Here is a 12,540-nt window from a genome sequence, read left to right on the forward strand (position 1 = left end):
ATATCTTCTTCTGGCTCACACAGCGAATACTACGGTTGCGCCCGTCAGGCGCGCTCGCGTCCGAGGGTGTCCGGAACTCGCGACCACCAGAGTCCTGCCAGGAGAAGCAGCGCTCCCGTCACGGCGAAAGCCGGACCGAACGAGACCTGTTCGACGATCATCCCGGCCACGATCGGGCCGATGACCGCGCCGACATCGGAGGCCATCTGGAATGCAGCCAGTACGGGCCCTCCGCGCGCCTTCGAGCCGATCACGTCGGCAACCGAGGCCTGCTGGGCGGGGCTCATCAGACCCGATCCGATGCCGGCGATCAACGACACCACGAGAAACAGCACGGGATCGTGGACGTACCCCATCACGACGGTCCCCAGGCCGCACACCGCCAACCCACCCACCATGAAGGGCTTGCGTCCGCGCACATCGGACAGGCGACCTGCACTGGTGAGAACCAGCGCATTTCCCACTGCGAACACTGTCAGCGCGATACCGACGAACACCTCGGATCGCTGCATCGCCTCCACCACGAACAACGGCACCAAGGCCACCCGAACACCGAACACAGCCCAACCGTTGGCGAAATTCGATGCCAGCGCCGCCTGATACGACGGGATCCGCAGCGCGGCAAGCAATGACATCGTCGGCGGTGCCGAGCCCTTCTCCGGCTTGACGAGGTCGGAATTGCCCAGGGTGAAATACACGACGGCCGCGGCGATCACCAGAGCCACGGCATAGATGACGAAAGGCACCCGCAGACCGAATCCGACGAGCGCGCCGCCGACGAGCGGACCGCCGATGGTTCCCAACAGGAAGGCGGTCGCATACAGGCCGGAGATGCGGCCACGACTGGTCGGAGGACTGATCCGGATCAGCAGTCCCAGTGCCGACACCGAGAACATCGTCGAGCCGATGCCGCCGAGTCCGCGGAACACCAGCAGCTGCCAATACGTCTGGGCCAGAGCGCACGCACCGGTGGACACCGCAACGATCAGCAGTCCGATCAGGTACACGGGCCGCTCGCCGAGCCGCTGCACCAGAGCACCACTGGCGGGTGCGAACAGCAACCGCATGAGAGCGAATGCACTGATGACCGCCGACGCCGCCGTGTACCCGACGCCGAATTCCCGGGCGAACTGTGGCAGAGCGGGCGCGACGATGCCGAATCCGAGCGCGATGACGAACGCCGCCGACACCAGAACCCAGATCTCCGGTGGGAGCTTGCCTCCGGGTCGGAATGCCGGCTCGGGAGCCGAACTGTCGTTGTCGGGTGGAGGTGAGTCGGTCACGAGCTCTCGAGTGCGGACGACACCAGTTCACGTGCTGCGGCTTGCACCCGGGCGAGATGCTCTTCGCCCTGGAACGACTCTGCGTAGATCTTGTAGACGTCCTCGGTTCCGGACGGGCGCGCAGCGAACCAGGCGCTCTCCGTCGTCACCTTCAGGCCACCGAGGGCGGCTCCGTTTCCCGGAGCCTCGGTCAGCGTTGCCGTGATCGGTTCGCCTGCCAACTCGGTGGCGGTGATCTGGTCGGGCGAGAGCTTGGCGAGAACGGCTTTCTGCTCGCGGGTTGCCGGTGCATCGACGCGGGCATACGTCGGATTCCCGAACTTCGCAGTGAACTCGCCGTAGCGCTGCGACGGCGTGGATCCGGTGACGGCGGTGATCTCGGACGCCAGCAGTGCGAGAACGATGCCGTCCTTGTCGGTGGTCCAGACTCGGCCGTTGTGTCGGAGGAACGACGCTCCTGCGCTCTCCTCACCGCCGAATCCGAGCTCGCCTGCGAGCAGACCCGGAACGAACCACTTGAACCCGACCGGCACCTCGAGCAGACGACGGCCGAGAGCTGCGACGACCCGGTCGATCATCGACGAGCTCACCAACGTCTTGCCCACTGCCGCCGTGGGCGACCAATCGGGTCGGTGCGTGAACAAGTAGTCGATGGCGACGGCGAGGAAGTGATTGGGATTCATCAGGCCACCGTCGGGAGTGACGATGCCGTGCCGGTCGGAGTCGGCATCGTTGCCCGTCGAGATGTCGAACCGATCGCGGGCTGCGATGAGCGACGCCATCGCGTTCGGCGACGAGCAATCCATCCTGATCTTGCCGTCGGTGTCGAGAGTCATGAAGCGGAATGTGCCGTCCACCAACGGGTTCACCACGGTCAGGTCCAGATTGTGCCGCTCGGCGATGGCATCCCAGTAATCGACACTCGCGCCGCCCAGCGGATCTGCGCCGATGCGAACTCCGGCAGCACGGATCGCATCGAGATCGAGCACGTTCGGCAGGTCGTCCACATAGGTGCCGAGGAAGTCGTAGCGCGAGACGCTCCCCGCGAACGCCTGCGCGAGCGTCACCCGCTCGATGCCCGAAATGCCGGTGCGCAGAAGCTCGTTCGCGCGAGCGGCGATGACCGATGTGGCATCACTGTCGGCAGGACCGCCGTGCGGAGGGTTGTACTTGAAGCCGCCGTCCCTGGGCGGGTTGTGCGACGGAGTCACCACGATGCCGTCGGCCTTCGCCGCGGGGCCCGATTCGTTGTACCGAAGGATGGCGTGACTGACTGCCGGGGTCGGGGTGTACCGATCCCCCGAATCGACCAGTACGTCGACGTCGTTGGCCGCCAACACTTCCAGAGCCGTCGTCCAGGCGGGTTCCGACAACGCGTGGGTGTCCCGGCCGATGAACAACGGCCCGGTGATGCCTTGCGCAGCGCGGTACTCCACGATCGCCTGCGTCGTCGCCACGATGTGTGCCTCGTTGAACGCCGAATCCAAGCTGGATCCTCGATGCCCTGATGTGCCGAACACCACCTGCTGGCTGGGTTCCGACACGTCGGGAACTCGCGAGTAGTACGCCGTCACGAGCTGCGAAAGATCTACCAGATCCTCCGGCAGTGCAGTGGTTCCAGCTCTCTCGTGCGCCACGATGCGCCTCCTCGTTGATCGACGAACCGAAATCCTCGACCAACCCTAGCGCCGCTGCCTCCCCCACGAGCTACTTGCTGGGTCCTTTCGGAGGCCGTGGGAGGAAATAGCTGGTCCGCTGCTGGTATTCGCGATACCCCGGACGCTTTTCCATGCTGCGCTCGAGCAACCGCGCACCGGTGGCGAACACCAGGAAGTACGTCATCGCCATGGGCGACAGCAGCGTGAACACTCCGGGCCACGCCGACGCCGAGACGAGGAACAGTCCCCACCAGACTGCCGAGTCACCGAAGTAGTTGGGGTGCCGCGTCCAGGACCACAGCCCACGATCCATGATCTTGCCCTTGTTCGACGCGTCGGCCTTGAAGGCCGTCAACTGCGCATCCCCCACTGCCTCGAACGTCCATCCGAGAATCCAGACCACTACGCCGAGTACGACGACCGGCAGAACGGATCCGTGTGCGACAGCGGAAACCTGCAGCGGCAGGGACACGAACCACAATGCAACCGCCTGCGTCAGGTAGATCTTCCGCAGGGCGTACAGGGTTTTGTTACCGGTGGCCTTGGCGAGCAGTTCGGTGTAGCGCGGATCCTCACCGTGCCCACGCGAGCGTCGAAAGACGTGCACTGCGAGACGAAGTCCCCACACACCGACGAGGACGAGCAGAAGTATTCGACGCCACAATTCGCCTGTTCCGGTCGCAGCCGAGATCAGCGCGATCAGAACGAACCCGCCGCCCCACGTCACGTCCACGACGTTGTGGCGTCCGATGCGCGCGCCGATGAGGGCGGTGACGATCATCAGGACGGCGGTACCGCCGAGGCTGGAAAGCGATACCGTGAGGAAGTCGGACCAGTTCACCGCGGGCCCACCCACACCGGCCGCACCGGTTCCATCTCGGACGTCCCGTTCTCGGACCGAACTGCCAGAATCTGGTCGACGCCCATCCTGTTGTCCCGGAAGGCCATTCCGCCGCCGATCAGGTACAGCCGCCACACGCGCGCGACCTCTTCGCCGACCATCGCCACCACTTCGTCGTAGCGCGCCTCGAAGCGCTCGGTCCAGACATCGACGGTCCGCACGTAATGCTCCCGAAGGGCGTGAACGTCGCGAACCTCCAGCCCTGCCTCCTCGATCATCGCGACGGTCCGCCCGACGGGGCGCATGTACATGTCCGGCGCGATGAACGACTCGATGAAGGCTCCGCCGCCGGGGTTGTCACCTTCTCTTCGCGACATCTGCTGAATCAACACGCGTCCACCCGGCTTGACGTTGGTGTGCAGTGCGGCGGTGTAGGTCGGGTAATTGGCCTCCCCCACATGCTCACCCATCTCGATCGACGCCACCGCGTCGAAGGGCCCGTCCGGAATCTCTCGATAATCCTGAATTCGGATCTCGACGTTGTCCTGCAGTCCTCGGTCGGCAATTCGTTTGTCGATGAAGGCTTTCTGTTCGCGCGAGATGGTCACTCCGACGACCTGCGCTCCGTACTCCTGAGCCGCATGCAGGCTCAGGGACCCCCAGCCGCAGCCGACGTCGAGAAAGCGTTGCCCGGCACGCTTGTCGAGACCGATCTTTCGACAAACGAGGTCGAGTTTGTCGCGTTGGGCATCGTCGAGGGTGTAGTCCGGCGAATCCGAGGTCCAGTACGCCGACGAGTACGCCATGTGGGAATCGAGCACCAATTCGTAGAAGTCGTTCGACAGGTCGTAATGGTGACTGATCGCGGCGCGGTCGCGAAGCACCGAGTGCAGCCGCCCTTTCACCGATGCCTGCGACACGGGCGGCGGCAGAGGACGGCCGAACACTCCGAGATCCTTGGCCAGTTTCGCCAACCGCAGGAGCGACGCCGGCCCCGGTCGTATCGCCGAGAGTCGGCGCTCACGCACCACACCCCAGACGTGATCGAGGGCCGCGGCGAGATCGCCGTCGACGTCCAGCTCCCCGGTGACGTACGCCTGTGCAGCGCCGAGTTCGCCAGGGCTCCACAGCAATCGACGAAGGGCGCTCGGGCTCCGCAACAGCACTCGCGGTGCCGACGCATCTCCCGCAACGGATCCGTCCCACGCCTGCAGCCGAACGGGAAGCGGACCACCAACCAGGGGTTCGATCAGCTCGGCAATCCGGTGTGCGACACCGACACTGCGGTCGGTCCGGTCGACGGAAAGTGTCGAGGTGGTCATCGGTTGTCCCTTCGGTCGAGCACGATCTGCTGAACATCGAGGTATCCGGATCGAAATCCGGCCTCCGAGTAGCACAGGTAGAAATGCCACATTCGCGCGAACACCTCGGCGAAACCGAGCTCCTCGGCCTCGCTGCGGTATTCACGGAAGCGCCTGTCCCACTGAGCGAGGGTTCGCGCGTAGTGATCGCCCATCGACAGACGCTCGCGAACCCGAAGCGAAGTGCTCTGCTCGGTCACCTCCTCGATGGCCCGCACGGACGGCAGGAATCCGCCGGGAAATATGTACTTGTGGACCCAGGTGTACGTGTTTCGGGTAGCCAGCATTCGGTCGTGCGGCATCGTGATGGCTTGGAGGGCAACCCGCCCACCCGGTGCGAGCAGCGCGTCGATCGTCTCGAAGTACGTCGCCCAATACTGATGCCCGACGGCCTCGATCATCTCGACCGACACGATCGCGTCGTACTCGCCGTCGACCAAGCGGTAGTCGAGGAGATCGATCTGGATTCGGTCTCCGTAGCCGGCAGCGGCACAGCGCTTACGCGCCAAGTCCTGCTGTTCGGTCGACAATGTCACCGACCGGACCGTCGCACCACGAGCTGCCGCACGGATTGCCAGCTCACCCCATCCGGTACCGATCTCGAGCACCCTGGTTCCCTCGCCGACGCCCGCCCGGTCGAGTAGCCGGTCGATCTTGCGACGCTGGGCGTCGGCGAGCTCCTCACTGTCGTCGTCGTTTCCCGATTCGGCGAACAACGCACTGGAGTACGTCATCGTCTCGTCGAGGAAGAGTTCGAAGAGGTCGTTCGACAGGTCGTAGTGGCGCGAGATGTTGGATCGCGTGTTCTTGGTCGTATTCCGCTCGCTCCGTGGAGGCTTGGGGATATAGAGCCCTCGGAGGCGCTGCAGGGACTTCGGAATCAGGGACGCCATGCGCCGGGCGAAGACGTCGAGCACGGCAGTGAGATCCTCGGCATCCCAGTCTCCGGCCATGTATGCCTCACCGAATCCGATGAGTCCGCTGTCGCCGACCCGTGCGGCGAAGTCGTGTGGTCGATAGACGGTCATCAACGGAGCATCGGCCGAGCCTGCCCCGATGACCTCGCCGTCGGGCATCGCCACTCGGACCTGCAATCGCGCGACCGCGCGGCGGAAGAGGAAGTCGGCGACGGGTGCTGCGGCTGCAACCTTCATGCCACCAGGAACCTGGGCGATCTGAGGCCAGACCCGTGGATCCACCAGCGGGCGCGGACCGACAGCGGAACCACCGTACGGGTTCGACACAGAATCGGCCTTCGACACAGTTGTCATCTGTTGGCCCCTTCCTTCTGGAATTCTCGCGCCCCGGGAGGGGCAGGTTTCTGCACGATCTTCAGACCCCGCGCCCAGAGCCGAATGCCCTGCCAGCGGATCTGTATCACCACCCGTAACGGCGCACACGGAATCTCGAGTGCGGTGCGGAGAATGGACCGCGACGTCACCTCTCGACGACGGCCGTGTACGGTCGCCACGAACGGAGGCCGACCGGGTCGTTCCAGGACGATCGACAGACGGAGTGCGGCGTCCGGCTCGGGTAGCCGCATGGAGTATTCGCCGTCGACGTCGTTGAACGGCGATACGTAGAACTCCTTGGTCGTGCGGGCCGCACCGCGATGATCGGTGTGCAGCAGATACCGGTATCGCTCGCCGTAGGTGTTGTGCACCTCCGCCACCACGCAGCGGAGCTCTCCGTCGCGATCGTGACACCAGTACACACTCAATGGGTTGAACGTGTGCCCGAACACCCGCGCACTGGCCAACATCGTGATCCGTCCGCCGCCGAGGTCGATACCGCTCTCCGCCAGGAACGCGTCGACGTTCTGGCGGATGGTGGCGTCGGGGTCACCGAGGTGGTCACGGGGATCGAAGGAGGCCAGCGGTCGCAGTATCCGGGGCAATTCGGGAAGAGCGTCGAGATCGACGAACCAGCTGTAACTCTTGTACGAGAACGTGTTTCGAATCGGCGCGCGTCGAACGTGGTCGATCCGAGTGCGATACAACGCCGCCCCGTGTGCGCGGGTGGTCGGCAGAACCGATGTCAGAGCCACGTGGCCCCCACCCGTTGTGCGGCGCGCGCGCCCGACAACGCACCGTCCTCGTGAAATCCCCAGCCGTGGTACGCACCGGCGAATACCACTGTGTCGGTATCCAATTCGGGAAGTCGACGCTGCGCTGCAACCGATTCGGGGGTGTACTGAGGGTGTTCGTAGGTCATCTCGTCGAGTACCGCGTTCGGGTCGATCCGATCCGCTCCACCGAGGGTGACCAGCATTCTGCGATCGGTGTTGCCCAGGCGCTGCAACCTGGTCAGGTCGTAGCTGACCAGCACCCGATCGGGCCTGGCCGCGCACGACGGGAGGTGGTAGTTCCACGATGCACGCGCCCTGGTGTTCTTCGGCAACACCGACGAGTCCGTGTGCAGTTGCGTGTGATTGGTGGAGTACGGCATCGCTCCCAGGATGCTGTGCTCGAGGGCCGTCGGTTCTGCGAGCATTTTCAGCGCGGCACCGGGATGCACGGCGATCACGGCCGCGTCGAACGTGCGCAGGCGGTCGTGGCCGTCGCGGATCTGCACGGAATCCGGTGACCTGTAGACCGCGCGCACCGGGGTATCGAGCAGTACCTCGTCGATGTGCTCGGCAACCCGGCGAACGTATTCGATGGACCCGCCGGTGACGGTGCGCCAGGTGGGTGATCCTGTGACGGTGAGCATTCCGTGGTGGCGGAGAAAAGTGAACAGGTAGCGAGCCGGGTAGGCGAGAGCAGTATCCGGATCGCACGACCACACCGCGGACACCAACGGAGTCATGAAGTGGGATTCGAAGTACGCCGAGAACGAGTGATCTTCGAGAAACTGCGCGAGAGTCGTCTCGGACTCCACCGGTTCGGCACTGTCCAGCAGTTCGTTGGCCAGGCGATGAAAACGCTTGACGTCGAGCAACATCGAGACGAATCGTGGCTTGAACACCGCCGTACGTTGCGCGAGGATTCCGCTCATGCCCTGGCCGCCCGAGTACTCGAGCCCGCACCCGTCGCAGCGCACGGACATGCTCATGTCCGAATCCTGCGTCGGCACGTTCAGTTCGTCGAACAGGCGCAGCAGAGTCGGATACGTCCGGTCGTTGTGCACGATGAACCCGGTGTCGACGCCTACCGGACCGTCGGGGCCGTCGACATAGTGCGTGTCCGCGTGACCACCGAGCCGAGAGTCCGCCTCGTACAGCGTCACCGACGAGTTCTTCGACAGTTCGTATGCGGCCGTCAGGCCTGCGATACCGCTCCCGACCACCGCGATACGACGGCGCGTCACGACGGTTTGCCCATGCAGTCGGCCTGCGCATCGGCGGCGATACCGAGAACGAAGTCACGCGTCGCCCTCGACCAGAGCTGCGGATTGCGGAGCATGAAGTGCCCACCCGGAACGGAAAGGTAGCGAGCGGAAGCCCCTCGCGCCGCCGCACGTTCGACCGCACGGCGCGAGGTTCTCGGATCGGTCCACTTGTCTGCAGTCCCGTGAACGACGAGCAACGCATGATGCGCGCCGAATCCGTCGGCCTCCACACCCTCCGGCCACCACGGGGCCAAGGCGACGACACCCGAGATTTTCTGGGTCGTTCCTGCAGGCTCCACTCCCACGACAGAAGGGTCGTCGATCAGGGCAGCTGCGGTGCGGCCACCCATCGAATGGCCGACGACCACCACGTGAACGTCGGGATGCTCCGCGCGGATTCGGTTCAGCGCCCACCGGGCGTCCTCGACCGGAGACCGTTCGGGGGCGTTCCAGCCGCGGAACCGGTACTGCAACTGCTGCACCGAAATGTCGTGTGCGCGTCCCACGCGCCGAAGCATCCAGGTGAACGGCCACATCCGCAGACCGGCGAGGTGCCACGGCCTACTGCGCGCCCGGCTCACGTCCTTGCCGCCGCCGAGGACCAACACGACCAGTGCAGGCTCGGACACTCTTCTGCCGGTGCGCAGAACTGGAGTCGGCTCGTTGCTCATGCCGGTTATTCGGCACCGCGGCCGCTTCGGGTGGGATCGGTTCGGACGGGGCGATTGTGACCTGTCCGACAGAGAAAGAAGACCGGGCCGAGAGTGTGTCTCTCGGCCCGGTCTTCGTCGGTGGAGCTGCCGGGAATCGAACCCGGGTCCTCTGCTGCATTGCCAGGGCTTCTCCGTGTGCAGTCCGCTATGCCTCTACTTGGATCTCCCGATCTCGCGAACAAGTCAGGATGACGATCCCAGCCACTGTTTGATGTTCCTCATCATCCCGCGGCCGGATGAATCGGTGAGCCCTCTAGCTGATGCCAGTACCCGGACCGAGGGCAAGCCCGGACTGACAGACACGCAGTCGCTACTTAGGCAGCGAGTGCGTAGTCGCGCTGATTGGAATCGGCGCTTATAAGGTTGCGATGACGCTTACGGTGGTCTCTCGCCTGCACCGACACGCTTCCCCTGACTCAACATACAAAGTCGAAACCGTTCAGCCCCGTATGTTCCCGAACACTGTGTCCGGGCTGTTCAGTGTAACGCCTCGCATGGCCACTTTCATCCCATTAACTGCCGGCACGGCGATCCGTCGCGCGCGATGCGGCATCGGCGTCCACACGCTGCACCACCGTGCGCAGCATTCGGCGCGCCACGACCAACCGTGCCGGCAGAGAGGCGTACCAGACCGCGCGACCGGCCAGACCACGGGGGAAGAACACCAACCGCTGCTCGATCGTCGGCTGCTTCGCCGTGCCGCCGACCGTCAGGTCGAGCCAGGCCTCGCCGGGCAGTCGGGTGGAGGACTTGAGCCGAGTGGTGTGTTCGGTGCCCGACGCGGATGCGTCGGGTCCGGTGACGTCGCGGTGCCAGCCGGTGAGAACGTCGGCGTCGGCCAATCGTTCGAGTGCGGGCCGGATCGCGGTCGACTTCGCTGCGCTTCGGGCGACGCGGGTGTCGGTGTAGACGACCTCGCCTGCCCACGCCGGATCCGAGGGCAGCGGGTCCGACGGTGCCGCGGTGCCGGTGGCGTCGGTCCACCGCGTCTCCACCTCACCGTCGTCGATCTTGCGCAGTGCCAATCTCACGGAGTCGCGGTAGCCGGTCAGGCCGCCGTCCGGACGGGGTACGACGGCGTCGATGTCCATCTCGTGGCCGACGGCGTCGTATTGCAGTGATTCGATGAGCGGCATCGCCAGCCCGCGCGGAATGGGAGTCACCAGCCCGATCCAGTGGCCTGCCAGACGCGGCGTCAACACTGGGAGCACGATGATTCGACGCTGCCGCAGACCCGCGACGTCGGCGTAGATGTTCATCATCTCGCCGTACTGCATGACGTCGGGACCACCGATGTCGAACGTTCTGGATTCGGTGATCGGCGCACTCGCGGCCCCGATCAGGTAGTGCAACACGTCGCGCACAGCGATGGGTTGGATGCGGTTGTGTACCCACCGCGGTGTGGTCATCACCGGAAGCCGGTTGGTCAGGTGCCGGATCATCTCGAACGACGCCGAGCCGGATCCGATCACGACCCCCGCCTGCAGCACCACGGTGGGAACGCCCGACTCGATCAGAATGCGACCCACCTCGGCACGAGACTTCAAGTGTGGCGAGAGCTCACCGGTCGGCGGATGCAACCCGCCGAGGTAGACGATGCGACCGACGCCGCACTCGGCAGCAACGGCCGCGACGTTCTCGGCGCTGTCGCGTTCGGTGTCGGCGAAATCCGAGTGCCCTGCGGTGCCCATCGAGTGCACCAGGTAGTACATGATGTCGACTCCGCTGAGCGCTTCCTTCAACGATTCCCGATCGCTCAGATCGCCCTGAACGATCTCGACATTCGCCGCCCACGGCACGTTGTCGAGCTTGCTGGGGGTGCGAGCAAGCACTCGGACCCGGTACCCCTCGTCGAGCAGACGCGGTGCCAGACGCCCGCCCAGGTATCCCGTGGCACCGGTGACCAGAACGCGGGGAGGGCGTCCGTCGTCCTGAACCACGGGGATGTCGGACGGCGAATCGGAAGCTGTCATAAACGAGGTCATTACCCCCGAGCGGTCCAGTTCAACCTGCGAGGGCGATCATCGCGATCGCGCCGAGCGCCAACGCCATACCGATCTTCTGCAGAGTGCCGACTCTCTCGCCGAGCATCACCATGGCCAGCAATACCGTCGCGGCCGGATACAGCGAGGCGATGACGCTCACCAACGAGAGAAGACCGTCCTGATAGGCGTAGATCAAGGCGGCGTTGGCGACCACGTCGAGCACGCTGACGAATGCCGCAAGCTTGAGCACGCTGCCATGCGGGGGCGAGAAGTGCCCGGACGCCAGAGCTACTACCCAGACCACTGCGGTTGCCGACGCACGCGACGCCGCAAGCGGCCACAGTCCACTGCCGTCACCGATCTGGTGCAGAAAAATGAACGCGAAAGCGAACGTCACACCCGAACCGACCGTCAACCAGGCCACGGTTCGGGTGAACTTCATCTCCCGACCGCCTGCCACTTCACCGGTCACCTCGTCCGGGGATTCCTTGCTGACCAGCACCACGGCCACCAGGGCGACGGCGATGCCGACGAACGCGATGATGCCGGGACGCTCGCCCATCGACAGCCCGACCAGCACCGGGATACCGGCGACCAGTACTGCGGTGACAGGCGAGACCACAGCCATCGGCCCGGCGGCGAGGGCAAGGTAGAACCACCACACCGCAACGCCGCCTGCGACACCCGAGGCCAGTCCCCACAGCATCGCCTGCAGCTCGATGGTGCCACCGACGAATGGAGCTACGAACAGAACGATCACCAGCGACAGCGGGTAGGACACGATGACCACCCGGAGGGCGGCAACCCGGCGGGATGCGACACCGCCGACGAAATCGCTCACCCCGTAGCCGACGGCAGCTACCAGAGCGAGCAGAACAGCGGTCAGCGCATTCCCTTCACACGACGCCCCAGCTCACGAGTGACCTCGCGTTCGGCGGTGCGCTTGGCCAACGACTGTCGCTTGTCGTAATCCTGCTTGCCCTTGGCCAGCGCAAGTTCGACCTTGACCTTGCCGTCGGAGAAATACATCGACAACGGCACCAGCGTCAGGTTTCCCTCTTTGACCTTGCTTGCAAGACGATCGATCTCGCGACGGTGGAGGAGCAGTTTGCGGTTCCGCCGCGGCGCATGGTTGGTCCAGCTACCGAGCGTGTATTCGGCGATGTGCAGTCCGCGTAGCCAGATCTCACCGTCGTCGACGGTCGCGAAGGCGTCGACCAGCGAGGCCTTGCCGTCACGCAGACTCTTGACCTCGGTTCCGACGAGGGCAACTCCGGCCTCGAGGACGTCGAGTATGGAGTAGTTGTGCCGCGCCTTGCGATTGGTCGCGATGGCCTTGCGGCCCTTCTCTCTCACTGCAGGGCCCTTT

The 12,540-nt window shown here is 64.8% G+C and carries 11 protein-coding genes and 1 other RNA gene; all 12 read right to left on the reverse strand.

All coding sequences use genetic code 11. The features are described 5' to 3' along the window. Positions 1 to 44: 44 nt before the first annotated feature. Complete coding sequence (locus CH295_RS24825; protein ID WP_052047593.1) at positions 45 to 1,202, reverse strand: MFS transporter; 1,158 nt, start codon at positions 1,200 to 1,202, stop codon at positions 45 to 47. Between the two features lie 77 nt (positions 1,203 to 1,279). Continuing rightward, entirely contained in the window at positions 1,280 to 2,920 is a 1,641-nt protein-coding gene (pgm, locus tag CH295_RS24830; protein ID WP_094634164.1) for a phosphoglucomutase (alpha-D-glucose-1,6-bisphosphate-dependent), read from the reverse strand. Positions 2,921 to 2,990: 70 nt separating this feature from the next. After that, positions 2,991 to 3,722: a DUF1295 domain-containing protein gene (locus CH295_RS24835; protein WP_252342180.1), complete on the reverse strand. Its 732-nt coding sequence runs from the start codon at positions 3,720 to 3,722 to the stop codon at positions 2,991 to 2,993. A 56-nt stretch (positions 3,723 to 3,778) separates the two neighbouring features. Then, complete coding sequence (locus CH295_RS24840) at positions 3,779 to 5,104, reverse strand: SAM-dependent methyltransferase (RefSeq protein WP_094742122.1); 1,326 nt, start codon at positions 5,102 to 5,104, stop codon at positions 3,779 to 3,781. Then, entirely contained in the window at positions 5,101 to 6,414 is a 1,314-nt protein-coding gene (locus CH295_RS24845; RefSeq protein ID WP_094742123.1) for an SAM-dependent methyltransferase, read from the reverse strand. The genes CH295_RS24840 and CH295_RS24845 overlap by 4 nt, the downstream gene beginning before the upstream one ends. Next, entirely contained in the window at positions 6,411 to 7,190 is a 780-nt protein-coding gene (locus CH295_RS24850; protein ID WP_094742124.1) for a DUF1365 domain-containing protein, read from the reverse strand. The genes CH295_RS24845 and CH295_RS24850 overlap by 4 nt, the downstream gene beginning before the upstream one ends. Beyond that, the gene (locus CH295_RS24855; RefSeq protein WP_502694543.1) at positions 7,181 to 8,470 is read right to left on the reverse strand and encodes an NAD(P)/FAD-dependent oxidoreductase; all 1,290 of its coding nucleotides are present in this window, start codon (positions 8,468 to 8,470) and stop codon (positions 7,181 to 7,183) included. Before CH295_RS24855 ends, CH295_RS24850 begins: the two co-directional genes overlap by 10 nt. Next, complete coding sequence (locus tag CH295_RS24860; protein WP_037189829.1) at positions 8,449 to 9,144, reverse strand: alpha/beta fold hydrolase; 696 nt, start codon at positions 9,142 to 9,144, stop codon at positions 8,449 to 8,451. The genes CH295_RS24855 and CH295_RS24860 overlap by 22 nt, the downstream gene beginning before the upstream one ends. A gap of 118 nt (positions 9,145 to 9,262) precedes the next feature. Continuing rightward, positions 9,263 to 9,633, reverse strand: a transfer-messenger RNA (tmRNA) gene (gene ssrA, locus CH295_RS24865). 65 nt (positions 9,634 to 9,698) lie between these two features. Further along, positions 9,699 to 11,159 (reverse strand): SDR family NAD(P)-dependent oxidoreductase, encoded by a 1,461-nt coding sequence (locus CH295_RS24870; RefSeq protein WP_052047534.1) that lies wholly within the window; start codon positions 11,157 to 11,159, stop codon positions 9,699 to 9,701. Between the two features lie 31 nt (positions 11,160 to 11,190). Further along, positions 11,191 to 12,057, reverse strand: a complete 867-nt coding sequence (locus CH295_RS24875) for an EamA family transporter (protein ID WP_502694544.1) — start codon at positions 12,055 to 12,057, stop codon at positions 11,191 to 11,193. Then, positions 12,054 to 12,527 (reverse strand): SsrA-binding protein SmpB, encoded by a 474-nt coding sequence (gene smpB / locus CH295_RS24880; protein WP_032397704.1) that lies wholly within the window; start codon positions 12,525 to 12,527, stop codon positions 12,054 to 12,056. Before smpB ends, CH295_RS24875 begins: the two co-directional genes overlap by 4 nt. Positions 12,528 to 12,540 lie beyond the last annotated feature (13 nt).

Origin of the sequence: Rhodococcus sp. 14-2483-1-2 (assembly GCF_002259405.1) — a bacterium.
GTDB lineage: Bacteria > Actinomycetota > Actinomycetes > Mycobacteriales > Mycobacteriaceae > Rhodococcoides.